Here is an 18,979-nt window from a genome sequence, read left to right as displayed (position 1 = left end):
CTATCCCGCCGTCTGTTCCATGGCATCCAGTGCGGCGGCCAGACGACGTTCCTCGTTGTAGTAGCGGGCCCGATCCCAGAAGTGTGGCTTGGCGATGCCGGTCGACATGTGCCGGCCGATCAGTCTGCCGTTGGCATCTTCGCCCTCGATCTCGTAGCGCATCAGGTCCTGGGTCACGATGACATCGCCTTCCATGCCGACGACTTCTGTGACGTGGGTGATACGACGCGAACCGTCGCGCAGGCGGGCCGCCTGGATGATGACATCCACCGATCCGGAGATGATCTCGCGCACCGTCTTCGCCGGCAGCTGGAAGCCACCCATGGCGATCATGGATTCCATGCGGCTCAGGCACTCACGCGGGGTGTTGGCGTGGATGGTGCCCATCGAGCCGTCGTGGCCGGTGTTCATCGCCTGCAAGAGGTCGAAGACCTCGGGTCCACGCACTTCGCCGACGATGATCCGTTCGGGCCGCATGCGCAGGCAGTTCTTGACCAGATCACGCATGGTGATCTCGCCCTCGCCTTCGATGTTGGGCGGGCGGGTTTCGAGGCGGACGACATGCGGCTGCTGCAGCTGCAGTTCGGCCGTGTCCTCGCAGGTGATGATCCGCTCGTCCTCGTCGATGTAGCGGGTGAGGCAGTTGAGCAGGGTCGTCTTACCCGAGCCGGTACCGCCGGAGATCACGACGTTGCAGCGGACGCGGCCAACAATCTGCAGAAGGACGGCACCTTCGGCCGTGATCGAGCCGAACTTGACCAGCTGCTCAAGGGTCAGCTTGTCCTTCTTGAACTTTCTGATCGTCAGCGCCGGCCCGTCGATGGCCAATGGCGGTGCGATGACGTTGACGCGCGAACCATCGGGCAGGCGCGCATCGCAGATCGGCGAGGATTCATCGACACGCCGCCCGACCTGGCTGACGATCCGCTGGCAGATCGACAGGAGCTGGGAGTTGTCGCGGAAGCGGATCTCGGACTCCAGCGTCTTGCCGGCCACTTCGATGAACGTCTGGCCTGCCCCGTTGACCATGATGTCGGAGATGTCGTCACGGGCAAGCAGCGGCTCCAGCGGACCGTAGCCGAGGACGTCGTTGCAGATGTCCTCGAGCAGCTCCTCCTGCTCCGAGATCGACATCGCGAAGTTCTTGATGGTGATGATGTCGTTGACGATGTCGCGGATCTCTTCACGCGCGCTTTCGCCGTCGAGCTTGGCGAGCTGCGACAGGTCGATCGTGTCGATCAGCGCCGAGAAGACCTGGCTCTTGGTGTCGTAGTAGTGCTCCGTCCTGACCTGCTTCTTGCGAGGAGCCGGCGCAGGTGCGATCGGAGGCGGCGCGACGTGCTGACGCGAGCCATTGCGGTCCTGCACCGGTTCGGCAAAGACCTCCGGCCCTGCCGGCTTGGCGGCGACGGGAGACGGTGGTGCCACGGGCGCAGCATCGACCAGGCTGCCGCCGCCGGTGCTTTTCCCGAATCCTTCGTTTCCGCGTTTTCCAAACATTCGTTCATCCAGTCTTCATCGCACCCCGGGGCGCAAGCATTCGTGCAGCAGTCACTTCCGGCCCAGCATCCCCAGCATCTTGGACAGGCCGGCTTTCTTCGTCTTCTTGATCGCCGAGCGGCCGGTGACGATGTGGCAGATCTGCGAGAAGGTCTCGGCCGCAGGAGATTTGGCGTCGATCTCGGCAATCATCCGGCCACTGTTGGCGGCGTTGCCGAACATCTGCGCGTCGAAGGGCAGGATCGCGATCGGCTCGATTTCCAGCGGTTCGAAGAAATCCGCCGGGGCAATTTCCGGCCGCTTGGCCATGCCGACCTGGTTGAGGATCAGATGCGGCGGGCGGTCGTTCGGCCTCAGCTTCTTCAGTGCATCGAGCATGTTCTTGGTGTTGCGCAGGTTGGCGAGGTCCGGAACGGCGGTGATGACAACCTCATCGGCATCGGCCAGGACGGACCGCGTCCATTCCGACCAGACATGCGGCAGATCGAGAACCGCAACCGGCGCGCTGCGCTGAAGGATCTCGACGACGGGGCGGAAGGCCATGCCCTCGTAATCGTAGGCCCTGTCGAGGAGTGACGGGGCTGCCAGCATCGACAGGTGCTCGGAGCATTTGGTGAGCAAGCGGTCGAGAAAGACCTCGTCGAGGCGATCGGGCGCAAACACCGCTTCGGCGATCCCCTGCGAGGGGTCCTGGTCGAAGTCGATGTTGGCGGTGCCGAAGGGAAGGTCGAGATCGGCGAGAATGGTCTCGGTGGCAAAGAGGTTGGAAATGCCGAATGCGCAGTTGTGGGCAATGGTGGAGGACCCGACGCCGCCCTTGGCGCCGACGAAGGCGATCGACTTGCCGAGCGGCTCTGCCTCCGGATCGACGAAGATCGCCGAGATCGAGGCCAGGATCTCCGTCATCTGCACGGGTCCGACCAGATACTCGGAAATGCCGTTGCGGATCAGTTCCCGGTAGAGCCCGATGTCATTGTAGCGGCCGACGATGATGACACGGGTCGAGGGGTCGCAGACCTCGGCAAGCGGCGCCAGTTCGTTGAGCAGGTTGCCCGGTTCTGCACTGGTCTCGAGAACGACGAGATTGGGTGTCGGGCTCCCCGCAAACATGTTGGCGGCTGCCTCGGTGCCGCCGTTGGTAACCCGCATGTTGACCTTGGCCATGCGACGGTCACGGCTCATCCGCTCCATCGTGCGCAGCATGGCATCGCTTTCGCAGAAGGCGTGAATGGAGATGCGCGGCAGCGGGCGCAGCGCCGCAAGATCTGCCGGCGCCGCCTCATCCGCCGGAGAAACCTCCTCGAACGTGGGCGTGCCGATGCTGTAGTCCACCGTACTCATAGCGAAGGCCTCTGGTCTGGTCGGACACATTTCATCATGGCGTGTCCCTGAGTTCTGTCGTGGCGCTGCGATAGCGGTCGATCCCCGTCGCGCGCTGCTGCACGTCTGCCGGCGTCATCCGCCGCGGACCGAGAAGATCGTTCGGGTTGGCGATCTGGGCTGCCAGGTTGCTCTGGCTGGCGCAGCCGAAATTGTAGTAATTCCTGTTCTCGACGGTGTTCAGGGCGATGTCCGCCGGCCATTCGCCGCAGGGGCCGGCCTGCGCGGTGATGGCGACATAGGCAAGCCGGATCGGCGCCGCCTGCCCATAGTCCGCCGCGGCGTAACTGCTCTGGAGGATGTGGTTCTTCTGAACGCCCATGCGCACCAGCAGGCGTCGCGTGTCGCTGGCCGCGGCCGCGGCAGCGCCGGAATTGATGGCGCCCTGCGGTATGATGATCCGGATGATCCCCTTGGAGGTGCGCATGTATTCCGCCGCGAAGCCGGCGATCACCTCGCTCTGGCCGCGCGTCAGGCCCTGGTCGCCGGTGGCGATCGGGATATCGATCGTCTTCTCGGCTTCGCCGATCACGATCGGATGGCGGGTACGGTAATCGTCCGGCAGCGAGCCTGTCGTCGTCGCGTCGCGGTTGGCGCAGCTGCCAAGCAGCGTTGCAATTCCGAGAAAGACGGCGGTGGCAGAGATCCTGCCTGCCCTGTTGATCCGAGAGGCCTGATGCTGGGTTTCCGCCGTCCGGCGGAGTTCCGGTGCGCCGTTACGGGGCACAATGATGTTCGGCTTCGCGCTCTTCATTTGTAGATAAACCCGACATTGCCTTCGTAGGGAAGGACAGGAGCTGGCGCGTCCTTGCGTCCGTAGATGCGGTTCACATGCCCGAGGAAGACGCTTGCCACGTCGCTCGCCGGGTTGAAGTTGTCGTCCGGCCGCGACAGCTCGTTGCGGGCCACCGGGCGAACGAGATAGGGCGTGGCGATGATGACGAGCTCCGTCTCCGTCCGCTCGAATGTCTTCGCGCGAAACAGGGCGCCGAACAGCGGCAGCTTGGAGGCGCCCGGGGTTCCGCTCATGCCCTGCTGAACGTCGTCACGGATGAGCCCTGCAAGGGCCATCGAACCACCTGACGGCAGTTCCAGAACCGTTTCGGCCTCGCGGGTCCGAAACTCCGGACCGCTGCTGTTAACGACCGGCTCAGACACGCTGGTCTTGATGCGCAGGCTGATCCGGCCCGACGACAGGACCGTCGGCGTGAAGGCGAGCGAGATGCCGTAGTCATAGGATGTGATGACGGTATCGCCATCGGAATTGGTGGTCGAATAGAGGCGCTCGCCACCGGAGTTGAAGGTGGCGGACTGGCCCGAAATGGCGGTCAGCGTCGGCTCGGCCAAGGTTCGGATGGCCTTGGCCTGCTCCAACGCACTCAGCGCCGTCTGGATGCCCATGCGGCCCACCGTTCCGGCAATGTTGCCGGTGAGGCCGGAGCTGCCGGCGCCAATCGTCAGGACGTCGAGACCGGATGACGTTCCCGACGGCTGGCGGCTGAAGGTGTTGTCGAAACCGAGCTGCTTCAGGACCTCGCGACGGATTTCGGCGACGGTGACCTTGAGGGTCACCTGATCCTCGCCTTCGATGGCCAGCAGGTTGACCACCTGCGACTGCTGACGGCCTTCGGCAAACAGGGCGACGGCTCCGTCGCCGGAGCTCTGGCTGGTCGCCACCTCGGTGCGCGTCGTCGCTTCACCACCTTTCAGAAAGATGGTTGCAAGCTTCGTCGCCTGGGCCGCGTCCTGGGGTGTCCTGACCGTGCCGCTCAGCACGATATTGTCGGAGATGATTTCGACCTTGATGCTGGAGTCCGGCAGGAAGCGACGCAGGTTCTGCTCCAGGCCCGAAATGTCGCGTTCGATCTCGATGTCGAGGGCGACGATCTCCTCGCCGTTGCGACCGAAAATGAAGATGTTCGTCTGGCCGACCGTCTTGCCGAACAGATAGATCCGCCGCGAGGTGCGGGTCACGGCATCGGCCATAGAGGGATCGGCGACAAGAATGTCGTGCGCGTCGGCGGGAAGATCGACCACCAGCGCCTTGTTGAGGCCGAGCTTCAGCCGCTTGCGCACGCCCCTGCCCGCGTCGTTGATACGCACAATGCTGTTTTCCTGCGCTACAGCCTGAGGAAACGCTGTCCCTCCCTGCAACAGAACGTGCGGCTGGCCGGCAAGGGCAAGGCAGAATGCGACACCGGCCGCCACGGAGCTCTTCGCTTTACGTCTGAACTGGCTCACGTTTGCACTCCGTTACTGCGGCTGTATCTGTGTCTGCGGGCTGCTCACGATGGAGCCTGACTTGATGACCTGAATCTCCGCCTTGGTGCCACCGTTCAGCAGGTAGTCGGCCGCCACCGTGTCAGCCTCCTGCGCGTCGGCAACCGACCGGAGAGCAAGCGTCAGGCGATCGGCCATCTGCTGTGCGACGGCCATGACCTGGGCCTGATCCGGCGTCAGTTCCAGCGTCGCCGTGGTGCCGACCACGGCCTTGGAGCCATCCGGGCTTTCCTGGATCTGCTGGTCGATTGCCAGCACCCGAACGTTGGAGAGGACGTTTTCGGTCAGGAAACGGTCGTCCTGGTTACGCACCATGATGACATCGACCCGGTCATTGGGCAGCACGAAGCCGCCGGCACCGGTGGCAACCGAGATCTCGATGGCAACGGCCCGCTTACCTGCAGGCAGCAGGGAGGACATGATGCGGTCGGAGGAGTCGGCGATCTTCTCGCCGCGGATCGGCTCACCTTCGAACACCGGGAGCCGGACGACCATGCCGTTCAGTTCGGACATGGCCTGCGGCTGGGCCGCTTCGGTGATGAAGCCTTCGACAACGCCGTCTTCAGGCCAGGCCAGCCAGCGCAGCGAGTCTTCACCCAGGCGCGTGCCGACGGGCAGGTTGGCGGCGGAGACCAGCACGTTGATGGAGGGCTGCTTGATGACGGTTTCGGCAATCTGCGGCGCGCTCGTGCCAGAAAGACGCATCGCGAGCAGGCCGGCGAGGCCTGCGGCGACGACGGCCACGGCTAGAATGAGGATACGAGCGGGTTTCATGACCATTCCTTGGAGATTCACTTCCCGGGAAGAATGGTCGCCAATCGTGTAATTAGGGTTAATTTTCCCATTACACGCGTGGTAAATAAGAAGTTTAGAGCCTTGCTATCAGCCGAGCATCTTGAGGGCAGCCAGGGCGATCGGCGAGTCCCAGAAGGTCATGATGCCGGCGATCCCGATGGCCACGCCGTAGGGGATCTTCTTCGTGGCCAGGATCTGGGCCGGCACCACCGTCTCGATCAAGGCGAAGCGGTTGGCCTGCGCGCGAAGCACCAGGACCAGAAGGGTGACAACTCCGCCCCAGAGGGCAGTCGCGACGATGAACGCGCCGAGCGCCGGGCTGAACCCGAACCAGACAGCGGAAGCCGCCAGCAGCTTCACGTCACCGCCCCCCATGATGTTGAGGGAGAAGAAGCCGAAACAGACGGCGAGCACGAGAGCCCCCGCTGCGACGCTCATGCTGATTTCCGCCCAAGGAAGGCCCGAAACCGGAGCCAGAACAGCGAAGGAAGCCAAGAGGAAAATCGATACACGATTGGGGATCGTCATCGTGAAGAGATCGCTGATGGCCGCAATGAACAGACACACCGGAGCAATCATCAGTATTGCTGCGCCTATTGCGGGCATCCGACCTCTCATGAACTGAAAAAGTGAACGGTGTAGATCGTTGAAGGGGCGCCGCGATGCAGGACGCCCCATTCATTGGAAGTTACTTACAAGTGTCAGATGCACCATCAACGCAGGCTTCCATCTTACCCGCAATGGCACCGAAGGTCTCGTTCAGAGAGTCGCCCAGCGTGGAGGCGCCAGCAATCAGAGCGACGGAAATGAGGGCGGCGATCAGGCCATATTCGATCGCAGTCGCACCGGACTCATCCTTGATAAAGCGAGCAAAAAACTTCGACATGCAATTTCTCCTGAAGCACAGTTGGATTGGACAGCATTCCCGACAACTTTTTCGCCGTTGTTCGGATGCCAAAACCCTACCGGCTGACGATTGCCATCCGCTTAAAGGATATCGTTAGCGAGCCGTTAATGTGCGACAGCAATGGCTCCTGTCATGATCAGAGGCCATCCTGTTGATAAGAAAAGACAAATATAAAAGGCGAAGTCCGTCTCTCCAGGATTTCTACAGAGTGACGAAATTCTCCGGCAGTACAAGAGGCTGATTTTGGGGACGGGCTTAAGCCTTCGTTCACCATTTTCCGGGAAGGATTGGTAAGCATAGTCTCGAGTTGAAGGCCCACCCGGCATGACCCCAAGCCCGATCATCTGCCTCTCGCTTGCTCTGGGCATCGCTCTTGGCGGGGCCGCTGCAACCCATGCGGAGGAACAGTTGCGGCAGGGCGACGTGCTGCGCGTGTTCATGAACCATGCGCGGGTATTGCGGCTCGACCGGCCCGTCAGCAAGGTGATTGTCGGCAATTCCACCGTTGCCGATGCGACGGTCGCCGACCCGACCACCATCGTCGTGACCGGCCGCAGCTTCGGGACCACCAATCTCGTGCTGCTCGACAGCGACGGCAATGCAATTGCCGACGAACGCATCCTCGTGTCTATCGACGAAGGCAATACGCTCCGGGTCTATCGTCAGACCGACCGGGTGATCCTTTCCTGCACTCCCAATTGCGAGCAGCATTCGGATATTGCCGGCGCCACCAACCCCTGATGCCTTGTTCCAGGCGGTATTGGCTCAAATAGCAGCACCTGCGGCAACGGAATCCTAATAAAGCCGCCATAGCATTCGCCTGCCTCCATTGATTGGATACGGTTGATGCCAAGAACCCGCGACAGATCCAGCGAACCGGTCGATGAACAGAGGACGCCCTCCTCTGCCCGGCGGCTGTTGCGCTCGCGCGATGGTGCGGCTGCGATCGAGTTCGCGCTGCTCGCCATTCCCTATTTCCTGATCGTCTTTGCGATCATCGAGACATTCGTGGCCTATACCGGGGAGCAGCTGATCGGAAACGCCGTCGACACGATGGCGCGGCAGATGCGCACGGGCGAGATCAAGAACGACACCAAGGAAAGCGACTTTCGCGCGAAATTCTGTGACGAGATCTCGATCCTCATCCAGTGCAACGGAGGAGACAGCGACCGGTTGATTCTCGATGTTCGCAGTTTCTCCACCTACGCGGACATACCGACAGCCATCCCGCGCGTGGGTGGTGCGTCCTTCGGCGCACTGGCTGCCACCAATGCCTACCAACCTGGCGGCTCCGGCACGATCAACATGCTGCGGGCCTATTATCGCTGGGAGATCATCACCGATCTGGTCCGGCCGTATATCTCGAACATCCGGCCTGCCGATGGCTCCTTGCCCAAGGAATTCCTGATCGTCGCCACCGCCACCTACAAGAACGAGGACTACTGATGGCGGACGAGAGGATGCAGCGCGGCTGCGGCCTGTTGATGCAGATCCGCCGCCTTTGGAGCGACAGACGCGGCGTGGGAGCCGTGGAGTTCGCGCTGATCGCGCCGCTGCTGCTGATGATCTACATCACGGTGTTCGAACTCACGATCGGGCTCAGCATCTCCAAGCGGGTGACGCGTGCCGCCGGAACGATCGCCGATCTCGTGACGCAGCAACAGGAGTCCGTCAGCGACTCGTTCCTCAACAGCATGGAGCATGTGGCGCAGAGCATATTCGTCCCCTACGGCGGCACCACGACCCTGATCAAGATCACCGGAATTGCCCTTGATGCTGCTGCCAACCCGAAAGTCGCCTGGTCCTGGGATGAATCCGGCGGCAAGCCTCACACAACCGGCAACACGATCACCATTCCCGACAAGATGAAGGTGGCGAACACATTCATCGTGCATGCGGAGGTTTCGGTGCCCCATCAGCTGCTGATGTTCATGCCGGGGCTCATTCCAAGCGAGATGCGCAGCATCACCATCAGCAGGGACTATTACTACCGCTCCCGGTCCGGCAAGGCCATCGCCTGCACCGACTGCTGAGAAGCAGGCCTCCGGGCCCTTTGCTAAAATTTGACTGAAGCTATATGAACCTGAGCGCCGGCCCTCGAGGCTGCCGCGACATCTTCAGTCATTCGGGTGATACATGGCGCGAGCCTTCCTGTTCGTTCTTGATTCCTTCGGCGTCGGCGGTGCCCGCGATGCGGACGCCTATGATGACCTGGGTTCCAACACGCTTGGCCATATCGCGGAATTCTGTGCCGCAGGCATTGCCGATCGCGCCGGGCTGCGGGAAGGCCCGCTCAAGCTTCCCAACATGTCCTCTCTCGGCCTTCTGGAGATCGCCAGACTTGCCAGCGGCGACTACCCCGCCGGCATGCACCGCCCGGACCGGATTTTCGGTCTGCATGGAGCCGCCAACGAGGTCTCGCGTGGCAAGGATACCCCGTCCGGACATTGGGAGATCGCCGGCACTCCGGTGATGTTCGACTGGGGCTATTTTCCGGACAAGACCGACGCCTTCCCGCCGGAGCTGGTGGAAGCGATCTGCAGCGAGGGAGATGTCCCCGGCATCCTCGGCAACTGCCACGCCTCCGGGACCGACATCATCGCGCAACTCGGCGAAGAGCATATCCGGACGGGCAAGCCGATCTGCTACACATCCAGCGATTCCGTCTTGCAGATCGCCGCCCACGAGGTCCACTTCGGACTGGAGCGCCTGATCGACCTTTGTCGGACGGTGCGGCGGCTGGTCGATCCGCTCAACATCGGCCGCGTCATCGCGCGACCTTTCATCGGCGAGACGGCCGCAGAGTTCGAGCGGACCGGCAATCGCCGCGATTTCTCCATTCCGCCACCGGAGCCGACGCTCCTGAACCGCGCAGTGGATGCCGGGCGCACCGTGCATGCGATCGGCAAGATCGGCGACATCTTTGCCCATCAGGGCATCTCCCGTGTCGTCAAGGCAAACGGCAATGCCGCTCTGATGGCCGCAACGCTGGAGGCTATGGACCTTGCCGCGGACGGCGATCTCGTCTTCACCAACTTCGTGGATTTCGACCAGCTCTACGGCCATCGCCGCGACGTGCCGGGATATGCCGCGGCACTGGAGGCCTTCGACCTCATGCTGCCGGAAATCCACCGCCGGCTGAAACCGGGCGACCTCGTCGTGCTGACCGCCGACCACGGCTGCGACCCAACCTGGCGAGGAACGGATCACACCCGGGAGCGGGTCCCGATCATGGCGTTCGGCCCCGGCATCCGCTCCCGCGACATCGGGCTGCGGCCCACCTTCGCAGACATCGGCGAAACCATAGCAGCGCATCTGACGCTTCCCGCCGGTTCGCACGGATGGAGTTTTCTTTGACGACGACTTTCATGAAAGCCGAGATCCACTGCCATATCGAGGGGGCGGCGCCGCCCGCCCTAGCGCTGCAACAGGCCCGGAAATATGGCGTGGACGCCAGCACGTTCCTCTCCGACGGCCGCTACCTCTGGAGCGATTTCTCCGAGTTTCTTGTCTGCTACGACCGCGTGGCCGCCTTGTTCCGGACGGACGCCGATTATGCGCTGCTGACGGAGACCTATCTCACCGAGCTTGCGGCCGCGAACACGATCTACAGCGAGATCATCGTCTCGCCGGACCATGGCGACAGGATCGGGCTTGGCGCCGATGCCTATCTGTCGGGAATTTCCGAAGGCATCCGCAACGCCCGGGACAAGACCGGCATTGAAGCGCGCATCATCGTCACCGGCGAACGGCATTTCGGGCCGGACAGCGTGATCGCGGCGGCGAACTACGCCGCACGCAGCAGCAATCCTCTGGTGACAGGCTTCAATATGGCGGGCGAAGAGCGGATGGGTCGCGTCGCCGACTACGCCCGGGCCTTCGATATCGCCCGCGATGCGGGCCTCGGGCTGACAATCCACGCCGGTGAGGTCTGCGGCCCTTTCAGCGTGACGGATGCGCTGGACCTCGTGCGCCCCTCGCGAATAGGGCATGGCGTCCGGGCCATCGAGGACATGGATCTGGTGGCCCGGCTTGCCGATCTGGGGACGGTTCTGGAGGTCTGCCCCGGCTCCAACGTCGCGCTGCAGGTCTATCCGGATTTCCAGCACCACCCGCTGCGCCAGTTGAAGGAGGCCGGCGTCCGCGTCTGCCTCAACTCCGACGATCCGCCATTCTTCCACACTTCGCTGGAGCGCGAGTACCGGATCGCTGCCGAGGTGATGGGGTTTTCGGATGCGGAGATCAACGGCATGACGCGGACGGCAATCGAGGCCGCGTTCGTCGACGAAGACACCCGCAGCAACCTGCTCGCGCGACTTGACCATGGCTCTGCCGGTTCTTCAGCCGAGGTAAACCGCGCCTGAGGGCTTGCGGTTTCTCGCCATTCGATGAAGAAGAGAACAAATGAACGAACAGGGGAAGGCAGGTTTCCGATGGACGGTGTAACGGTCATCAATCATCCGCTGGTGCAGCACAAGCTGACGATCATGCGCAAGAAGGAAACGTCGACGGCAGGCTTCCGGCGCCTGCTGCGGGAGATTTCCACCCTGCTCTGCTACGAGGTCACCCGCGATCTCGAGATGACGATGGAAACCATCGAAACGCCAATGCAGCAGATGGAATCGCCGGTGCTGGAAGGCAAGAAGCTGGTCTTCGCCTCCATCCTGCGAGCCGGAAACGGACTGCTCGAAGGCATGCTGGAGCTCGTGCCGTCGGCGCGCGTCTCGCATATCGGCGTCTACCGCGACCACGAGACGCTGCAGCCGGTCGAATATTACTTCAAGGCGCCCGAAGACATCGCCGCCCGCCTGATCATCGTCGTCGATCCGATGCTGGCGACCGGCAATTCCTCGATCGCCGCCATCGACAAGCTCAAGGAGCGCGGCGCCTACAATCTCCGCTTCCTGTGCCTGCTGGCAGCCCCGGAGGGCATCGCAAATTTTCGCAAGGCGCATCCGGACGTGCCTATCTTCACCGCCTCGATCGACAGCCATCTCAACGAGAAGGGCTATATCATGCCCGGCCTCGGTGATGCCGGCGACCGCATGTACGGCACCAAGTAGGTCGCCTCACCGTAGGTTGACGCCATGATCAGGTGATCCGCTCGATGACGACCGGTGTCACCGCGGGGGCCTCCTCGGACATTGCAAAGCAACGTCGAACGGCCTCGGCCATCCGCTCGCCCTCGGCTCGGTCTGCCGCATGCACGAAGGCAATGGGATCGCCCCGGAACACCTGGCTGCCGAGCGGCAGAATGTCGGCCACGCCGACCGCGTGATCGATGTCGTCCTGTGGCCGCTTGCGCCCGCCGCCCAGTTCGATCACGGCCAGACCAAGGTCGCGGGTGGCACAGGCCGACAGCCAGCCGCTCTCCTGCGCCACAACAGGAACGACCGCCGCCGCTTCCGGAAGATAGTGGTCCGGCCGTTCCACGAGATCCGCAGGGCCGCCGAGGAGATGCACCATGCGGGCGAAGACACCGAGCGCCTCGCCGCCTTCAAGCGCCCGTTCCGCCTGCTGCCGCGCCTCCGCGAGGTTCGTGGCAACTCCGGCCTGCACCAGCATTTCCGCGGCAAGCGCAAGCACCAGCTCATGGGCGCGGGTGCCGTTCTTGCGGCCCGAGAGAAGGTCGATGGCGTGGCGAACCTCCAGCGCATTGCCGGCCGCATCCGCCAGCGGCTGGTTCATGTCGGTCAGCAATGCGGTGGTGCGGGTACCTGCCCCATTCGCCACCTCGACAAGGGAGCGGGCCAGAGCCTCCGCTTCCTCCAGGCTTTCCATGAAGGCGCCATTGCCGACCTTGACGTCGAGGACCAGCGTCTCCAGACCCGCGGCGAGCTTCTTCGACAGGATCGAGGCCGTGATCATCGGTACGGATTCGACGGTGGCCGTCACGTCCCGGATGGCATAGAGCCGCCGGTCCGCCGGCGCCAGATCGCCGGTCTGGCCGACGATGGCACAGCCCGCCTCCGACACCACCCGCTGCAACAGGGCGAGGTCCGGAGCAACGTTGTAGCCGGGAATGGATTGCAGCTTGTCGAGCGTGCCGCCGGTATGGCCGAGGCCTCGTCCGGAGATCATCGGCACCGCCAACCCGCAAGCGGCGACGAGCGGCGCGAGCACCAGAGAAACATTGTCGCCAACGCCGCCGGTGGAATGCTTGTCGGCGACCGGGCGGCCGATATCCGCCCATGTCATGACGTCGCCGCTGTCGCGCATCGCAAGTGTCAGGGCGACGGTTTCATCGCGCGACATGCCGCGGAAGAAGACGGCCATGGCAAAGGCCGCAGCCTGACCCTCGGTGACGTCCCCCCGGGTCAAACCATTGATGAAGGCCGCGATCTCCTCACCGGAAAGGGTCTGACCATCCCGTTTGCGCCTGATGATCTCCTGCGGGATCATGATCGGCTCAATAGCCAGATGCGGCCAGCGACGACGGCTGGCCACTCAGGACCGCCGTGATGTCGTCGAGCAGGCTCGACGCGCCGAAGCGGAAGGTCGACGGCATGACCCAGTTCGGACCCATGATGGTTTCCGCGAGCCGCAGGTAGAGATCGGCGTCGGCAACCGTGCCGATGCCGCCGGCGGGCTTGAAGCCGATCCGCTTTTTCGAATCGCGGATGGTCCGCAGCATGATGTCGGCGGCCTCCAGCGTGGCGTTGACGGCAACCTTGCCCGTCGAGGTCTTGATGAAATCGGCACCCGCATCGATCGCCAGTTCCGAAGCGCGGCGGATGAGGCTGCTGTCCTTGAGTTCGCCGGCCTCGATGATGACCTTCAGGCAGGACTGCGGGCAGGCTTCACGCACGGCCGCGACCATGTCCGTCACCGCTGATTCGTCGCCATCCAGCAATGCCTTGTAGGGGATCACCAGATCGATCTCGTCCGCACCGTCCACGACAGCGCGCCGAGTCTCCTCGACCACGGTCGGGACCGGCAGGTCGCCAGACGGGAAATTGACGACGGTTGCGATGCGCACAGTGCTGCCCGCGCCGAGGATGCTGCGGGCATGGGCGACGAAGCGCGACCAGATGCAGATGGCGGCTACGGATCCATGCGGCGTGCGGGCTCTGCGGCAAAGGACCTCGATTGCGGCTGCGTCGCAGTCGTCGCGCAGGTTGGTGAGGTCGAGCAGGGAAAGCGCGAGGCTTGCCGCCTCCCGCGGAGTGTTGATCTCCATGGCCTGGTACCTCCTCGTTGGATGACCTTATAGTCGGTCTTCAAATGAGCCGACGCAAGGCGCAAATCAAGACCGGGCGTCCCCGCTTGCCGGGGAGTGCTCCGACAGCATGTCCCGAAGAATGGCTGCCAGCCGCTTGCCGCCGACCGGTGCCATGTCCTTGGTTTCCTCGTGACTCAGCTCGCTGCCGGTCATTCCCGCCCCGTAATTGGTAATGACGGAGGCCGCAGCGACACGCAAACCGTAATAGCGGGCGAGGATGACTTCCGGAACGGTCGACATGCCGACGGCATCGGCGCCCAAAGTCCGCGCCATGCGGATTTCCGCAGGAGTTTCGAAACTCGGACCGGAAAACCACATGTAGACGCCGGAGAAAAGGGGAATGCCGCAGCGGATTGCCGCGTTGCGCATGCCTACTGCCAGATCGGCATCATAGGCAGCGGTCATGCCGACGAAGCGCCCGTCGCCTTCTTCGCCGATCAGCGGGTTCATGCCCGAATAGTTGATGTGATCGGTGATCTGCATCACCGAACCGGGCGGCATGTCCTGGCGCAGCGAACCGGCGGCATTGGTCAGGATCAGCGACTGGACGCCCAGGCCCTTCAGCACCTCGATCGGGAAGCGCATCGCCCGGGCATCGCCCTTCTCGTAGTAATGGGCCCGGCCGGACAGCATGATCACCGGCTCACGGCCGAGATGGCCGGCAACCAGTTCGCCCGCATGTCCGGTCACGCCGCTGACCGGAAAGCCCGGCAGTTCGCTGTAGGGGATGCGGATCGGATCCGCGATCTCCTCCACAAGAGAACCAAGTCCCGAACCGAGAACGAGGGCCGATCTCGGCATCATCCCATGCAGCCGATCGATGAGCAGGTCCGCGACATCCCTCATCGCAGCAGATCCGTCTCGAACGCATAGGGCAGAAGCTCCCCCATGGTGACCGTCTTCTGGACGCCCAGGTCGTCGCAAAGGTAGATCCGGGTCTCGGCCGAGGCGAACTCGGCGATCTTCTGACGACAGCCGCCGCAGGGCGTGCAGAGCGGCAGCTTCTCGGCAATCACGGCGATCTCCTCGATGCGCCGCCCGCCGGCCATGATCATCGCGCTGATGGCGCTCGGTTCGGCGCACCAGCCCTGGGGAAAGGAGATGTTCTCGATATTGGCGCCGACGTGGATTTTCCCGTCGTCGGCACGGATGGCGGCTCCTACCGGAAACTTCGAGTAAGGAGCGTAGGATTTCGACATGGCGGCGCGGGCCGCTTCGAAGAGGTCGTGCGACATCGTTTATCGCTCCTTCACATAGGGGGCACCGCCGGCCTTGGGCGCGCGGGCGACGCCGATGAAGCCGGCCAGCAGGATGCAGGTCAGGATATAGGGCAGCGCCTGGAAGATCTGGACCGGCACCTCGCCGATCAGCGGCACCGACTTGCCCTGCATGAAATTGGCTACCGCATCGAGGAAGCCGAACAGCAGGCAGGCGAACATGACCGGAACCGGCTTCCACTTGGCGAAGATCAGCGCCGCCAGCGCGATATAGCCCTTGCCGGCCGACATGTTGTTGATGAAGGCAGCCGACTGCGCGATCGCCAGATAGGTGCCGGAAAAACCGCAGAGGAACCCTGCGACGATGACGGCCCGGTATCGCATCCAGGAGACAGAAATGCCGGCGGTATCGACGGCACCCGGGTTTTCGCCCACAGCCCGCAGCCTCAGTCCGAAACGGGTGCGAAACAGCACCCACCAGGCGATCGGCACCGCCACGAAAGCCATGTAGGTGAGGATGTTGTTGCCGGAAATGACGTTGGCGTAGAGCGGGCCCAGGATCGGCACATCGCGCACGGCATCTGCGCCCGGCAGGATGATCGGCGAAAAACGGGCGTCGCCCGGCAACTGCGGCGTGCGCCCGCCCTGGCCGAACCACGCCTGGCCGAGGACGACCGTCAGGCCGATCGCCACGAAGTTCAGGGCGACGCCCGAGACGATCTGGTTGCCGCGATTGGTGATGGAGGCAAAACCATGCACCAGCGAGAACATGATGGAGACACCGATGCCGGCCAGCAGGCCAAGCCACGGCGATCCGGTCAGATAGGCCGCGACGGCAGAGGCGAAGGCCGCGGCCAGCATCTTGCCCTCGAGCCCGATGTCGAAGATCCCGGCGCGCTCGGAGAACAGGCCGGCGAGCGCCGTGAACAGCAGGGGGATCGACAGCCGGACGGTCGATCCGAGGATGCTGACGACGATATCGAAGAACTCCATCCGTCTCTCCTCAAGCCTTGGCGAATTGCTGGTAGATGCGCACGACGGCCGGCCGCAGCATGTGTTCCAGGGCGCCCGCAAAGAGGATCACCAGACCCTGGATCACGACGATCATGTCGCGGGTGATGGTCGGCATCTCGAAGGAGAGGTCGGCCCCTCCCTGATAGAGGATGCCGAACAGCAGCGCGGCAAGGATGATGCCCACCGGGTGGCTTCGCCCCATCAGCGAGACCGCGATGCCGACGAAACCGGCGCCGGCGACGAATTCCACCTGGAGTCTTGCCGCCGCGCCGTTGACGGCATTCAGCGCCATCATGCCGGCGAGAGCGCCCGAGATCAGCATGGCGATGATCACGGTGCGGACATAGGGCACGCCGGCATAGATGGCGGCCGAGGGGCTGATGCCGAGGGTTCGCATCTCATAGCCGAACTTCGTGCGCCAGATCAGCAGCCAGACGAGGTAGCACATCACCAGCGCGATCAGGAAGGACACGTTGAAGGGTGCAGGGCCAAGATCCAGGCCGAACAACGCCATCAGCCAGTCCAGCTTCGGCAGCTGCCCGCCCTCCAGAAACGTGCGTGTCTCCGGCGCCATTTTCCCCGGTACGATCAGGACATTGACCAGCAGGTAGACCATCAGCGCCGCGGCGATGAAATTGAACATGATCGTCGTGATGACGATATGGCTGCCCCGCCTGGCCTGCAGCCAGGCGGGAATCAGGGCCCAGGCGGCGCCGAAGATGGCCGCGCCGGCAATCGCGAAAGGCATCGTCACGTACCAGGGGACATAGCGGTCGAGCGCGAGTGCCGCCAGTGCAGCACCCAGTCCACCGACATAGGCCTGACCTTCCGAGCCGATGTTGAAGAGCCCGGCATGGAAGGCGACGGCGACCGACAGGCCGGTGAAGATGAAGCTCGTCGTGTAGAACAGCGTGAAGCCGATAGCGTCTCCGCGTCCAAGCGAGCCCTGGATCAGGAACTTCAAAGCCTCCCAGGGGCTTTCCCCGATCGACCAGACCACGAGGCCTGACAGAAAGAAGGCCAGCATGAGGTTCATCACCGGGATCAGGCCATAGCTGATCCAGTTGGGAAGAGGCACGGATGCAGTTGTCATAAGCGCCTCACGCCGCGATACCGGCCATCATCAGGCCAAGGGTCTGTTCGCCAGCGTCGCTGGTCTTCTCGCCGACGATCCGGCCGGCAAACATCACCAGGATGCGATCCGACAGGGAGCGGATCTCGTCCAGCTCGACGGAGACGAGCAGGACCGCCTTGCCGGCGTCCCGGGTTTCGATGATCCGGCGGTGGATGAATTCGATGGCGCCGACGTCGACGCCGCGGGTCGGCTGGCCGACGATCAGGAGCTTCGGGTCACGCTCGATCTCGCGGGCGACGACGATCTTCTGCTGATTGCCGCCGGAAAAATTCGCCGTCTTCAGCCGTGGGTTCGGCGGGCGAATGTCGTATTTCGCGATCTTCTCCTCGGCATCCTTGCGGATCGCCTCCAGGTCGAGAAAACCGCCACGGCCGTATTTTTCGTCACGGTGATAGCCGAGGATGGCATTTTCGTACTCCTCGAATTTCAGGACCAAGCCCATGTGGTGGCGGTCTTCGGGAATATGGGCAAGACCGAGATCGCGCCGACGGGCGGCATCGAGACCGGCGACCGGCTGGCCGTCGATGAGGATCTCGCCGGATGACGGCTTGCGGATGCCTGCGATGGCTTCCAGCAGCTCCGACTGGCCATTGCCGGCGACACCGGCAATCCCGACGATCTCGCCGGCGCGCACGTCGAAAGAAACATTGTCCACCATGGTGACGCCGCGACCGTCCTTGACGGTGAGGTTCTTCACCGACAGCAGCACCGGGCCTGGTCGGGCCGCGTCCTTGTCCACATGCAGGAGCACGCGGCGGCCCACCATCAACTCGGCCAGTTCCTCCACCGTCGTCTCTGCCGTCGTCCGTGTCGCCACCATCTCGCCGCGGCGCATGACGGAGACCTCATCGGTGATCGCCATGATCTCGCGCAGCTTGTGGGTGATGAGGATGATCGTCTTGCCCTGCTCGCGCAGGACCCGAAGAACCTCGAAGAGGTGGTCGGCCTCGGCCGGCGTCAGGACGCCGGTCGGCTCGTCGAGAATCAGGATGTCGGCGCCGCGGTAGAGCGCTTTCAGAATCTCCACGCGCTGTTGCCGGCCGACCGGCAGTTCCTCGATGATGGCGTCGAGATCGACGTCGAGGCCGTAATCCTTCTGCAACTGCTGGAGTTTTGCACGCGCACGGTCCGTATCGCGGCCCAGCAGCATGCCGCCCTCGACACCCAGGATGATGTTCTCGAGAACCGTGAAGTTTTCCACGAGCATGAAGTGCTGATGCACCATGCCGATGCCCAGGGAAATCGCGGCCTGGCTGTCGCGGATAACGGTCTGCTTGCCGTGGATGTGGATCTGTCCCTGATCGGCCTGATAGAAGCCGTAGAGGATCGACATCAGCGTCGACTTGCCGGCACCGTTTTCGCCGATGATGCCGTGGATGGTTCCCTTGGCGACCGTCAGGTTGATGTTCTTGTTGGCGTGCACCGGTCCGAACTTCTTGTCGATGCCGACAAGCTCGATGGCAGGCACTGTTGAAGGGTCGAGGCTCAAGCGTCCGCCTTTCGCATCCGGGCATGAAAAGGGCGCATGT

At 63.2% G+C, this 18,979-nt stretch carries 20 protein-coding genes; 6 read left to right on the top strand and 14 right to left on the bottom strand.

Going from position 1 to position 18,979, the window contains the following annotated elements; all coding sequences use genetic code 11:
• The 7 genes from EO99_RS0113060 to EO99_RS0113030 form a co-directional block, all read right to left on the bottom strand.
• The gene (locus tag EO99_RS0113060) at window positions 1–1,500 is read right to left on the bottom strand and encodes a CpaF family protein (protein ID WP_029619086.1); all 1,500 of its coding nucleotides are present in this window, start codon (window positions 1,498–1,500) and stop codon (window positions 1–3) included.
• 51 nt (window positions 1,501–1,551) lie between these two features.
• Entirely contained in the window at window positions 1,552–2,841 is a 1,290-nt protein-coding gene (locus EO99_RS0113055) for an AAA family ATPase (protein ID WP_029619085.1), read from the bottom strand.
• Window positions 2,842–2,875: 34 nt separating this feature from the next.
• Window positions 2,876–3,634 carry a CpaD family pilus assembly protein gene (locus EO99_RS0113050; RefSeq protein WP_081852046.1) on the bottom strand — a complete coding sequence of 253 codons (759 nt, stop codon included), beginning with the start codon at window positions 3,632–3,634 and terminating at the stop codon, window positions 2,876–2,878.
• Window positions 3,631–5,121 (bottom strand): type II and III secretion system protein family protein, encoded by a 1,491-nt coding sequence (locus EO99_RS0113045; protein WP_029619083.1) that lies wholly within the window; start codon window positions 5,119–5,121, stop codon window positions 3,631–3,633. Before EO99_RS0113045 ends, EO99_RS0113050 begins: the two co-directional genes overlap by 4 nt.
• Window positions 5,122–5,133: 12 nt before the next feature.
• On the bottom strand, window positions 5,134–5,934 hold the full coding sequence (cpaB, locus tag EO99_RS0113040) for a Flp pilus assembly protein CpaB (RefSeq protein ID WP_029619082.1): 801 nt from the start codon (window positions 5,932–5,934) through the stop codon (window positions 5,134–5,136).
• A gap of 108 nt (window positions 5,935–6,042) precedes the next feature.
• Window positions 6,043–6,534 carry an A24 family peptidase gene (locus tag EO99_RS0113035; protein ID WP_328286602.1) on the bottom strand — a complete coding sequence of 164 codons (492 nt, stop codon included), beginning with the start codon at window positions 6,532–6,534 and terminating at the stop codon, window positions 6,043–6,045.
• 109 nt (window positions 6,535–6,643) lie between these two features.
• Window positions 6,644–6,841: a Flp family type IVb pilin gene (locus EO99_RS0113030; protein ID WP_029619080.1), complete on the bottom strand. Its 198-nt coding sequence runs from the start codon at window positions 6,839–6,841 to the stop codon at window positions 6,644–6,646.
• A 345-nt stretch (window positions 6,842–7,186) separates the two neighbouring features.
• Between EO99_RS0113030 and EO99_RS0113025 the strand changes: the two genes are divergently transcribed.
• The 6 genes from EO99_RS0113025 to upp all read left to right on the top strand — a co-directional run bounded on the left by EO99_RS0113025 (window position 7,187) and on the right by upp (window position 11,925).
• A complete protein-coding gene (locus EO99_RS0113025) occupies window positions 7,187–7,603 on the top strand; it encodes a pilus assembly protein N-terminal domain-containing protein (protein WP_029619079.1) in 417 nt (138 codons plus the stop codon).
• 105 nt (window positions 7,604–7,708) lie between these two features.
• Entirely contained in the window at window positions 7,709–8,308 is a 600-nt protein-coding gene (locus tag EO99_RS0113020; RefSeq protein WP_029619078.1) for a TadE/TadG family type IV pilus assembly protein, read from the top strand.
• Complete coding sequence (locus EO99_RS0113015) at window positions 8,308–8,895, top strand: TadE/TadG family type IV pilus assembly protein (RefSeq protein ID WP_029619077.1); 588 nt, start codon at window positions 8,308–8,310, stop codon at window positions 8,893–8,895. The genes EO99_RS0113020 and EO99_RS0113015 overlap by 1 nt, the downstream gene beginning before the upstream one ends.
• Before the next feature lie 103 nt (window positions 8,896–8,998).
• A complete protein-coding gene (locus tag EO99_RS0113010) occupies window positions 8,999–10,219 on the top strand; it encodes a phosphopentomutase (protein WP_029619076.1) in 1,221 nt (406 codons plus the stop codon).
• A gap of 11 nt (window positions 10,220–10,230) precedes the next feature.
• On the top strand, window positions 10,231–11,226 hold the full coding sequence (locus EO99_RS0113005) for an adenosine deaminase (RefSeq protein ID WP_408002870.1): 996 nt from the start codon (window positions 10,231–10,233) through the stop codon (window positions 11,224–11,226).
• Window positions 11,227–11,295: 69 nt separating this feature from the next.
• A complete protein-coding gene (gene upp, locus EO99_RS0113000) occupies window positions 11,296–11,925 on the top strand; it encodes a uracil phosphoribosyltransferase (protein ID WP_029619074.1) in 630 nt (209 codons plus the stop codon).
• Window positions 11,926–11,953: 28 nt separating this feature from the next.
• Here the strand turns inward: upp and deoA are convergent, their stop codons facing one another.
• From deoA to EO99_RS0112965, 7 genes are all read right to left on the bottom strand, one after another.
• The gene (deoA, locus tag EO99_RS0112995; protein ID WP_029619073.1) at window positions 11,954–13,264 is read right to left on the bottom strand and encodes a thymidine phosphorylase; all 1,311 of its coding nucleotides are present in this window, start codon (window positions 13,262–13,264) and stop codon (window positions 11,954–11,956) included.
• A 7-nt stretch (window positions 13,265–13,271) separates the two neighbouring features.
• The gene (gene deoC / locus EO99_RS0112990; RefSeq protein WP_029619072.1) at window positions 13,272–14,042 is read right to left on the bottom strand and encodes a deoxyribose-phosphate aldolase; all 771 of its coding nucleotides are present in this window, start codon (window positions 14,040–14,042) and stop codon (window positions 13,272–13,274) included.
• 66 nt (window positions 14,043–14,108) lie between these two features.
• On the bottom strand, window positions 14,109–14,930 hold the full coding sequence (locus tag EO99_RS0112985; protein WP_029619071.1) for a purine-nucleoside phosphorylase: 822 nt from the start codon (window positions 14,928–14,930) through the stop codon (window positions 14,109–14,111).
• Complete coding sequence (locus tag EO99_RS0112980; protein WP_029619070.1) at window positions 14,927–15,319, bottom strand: cytidine deaminase; 393 nt, start codon at window positions 15,317–15,319, stop codon at window positions 14,927–14,929. Before EO99_RS0112980 ends, EO99_RS0112985 begins: the two co-directional genes overlap by 4 nt.
• A gap of 3 nt (window positions 15,320–15,322) precedes the next feature.
• Entirely contained in the window at window positions 15,323–16,294 is a 972-nt protein-coding gene (locus EO99_RS0112975; RefSeq protein ID WP_029619069.1) for an ABC transporter permease, read from the bottom strand.
• A 10-nt stretch (window positions 16,295–16,304) separates the two neighbouring features.
• The gene (locus EO99_RS0112970; RefSeq protein ID WP_029619068.1) at window positions 16,305–17,408 is read right to left on the bottom strand and encodes an ABC transporter permease; all 1,104 of its coding nucleotides are present in this window, start codon (window positions 17,406–17,408) and stop codon (window positions 16,305–16,307) included.
• A 7-nt stretch (window positions 17,409–17,415) separates the two neighbouring features.
• Window positions 17,416–18,939, bottom strand: a complete 1,524-nt coding sequence (locus EO99_RS0112965) for an ABC transporter ATP-binding protein (RefSeq protein ID WP_029619067.1) — start codon at window positions 18,937–18,939, stop codon at window positions 17,416–17,418.
• Between the last annotated feature and the right edge of the window lie 40 nt (window positions 18,940–18,979).

The organism is Pseudorhizobium marinum (genome assembly GCF_000705355.1).
Classification (GTDB): Bacteria; Pseudomonadota; Alphaproteobacteria; order Rhizobiales; family Rhizobiaceae; genus Neorhizobium; species Neorhizobium pelagicum.
This window is presented reverse-complemented; position numbering and strand designations above follow the sequence as displayed.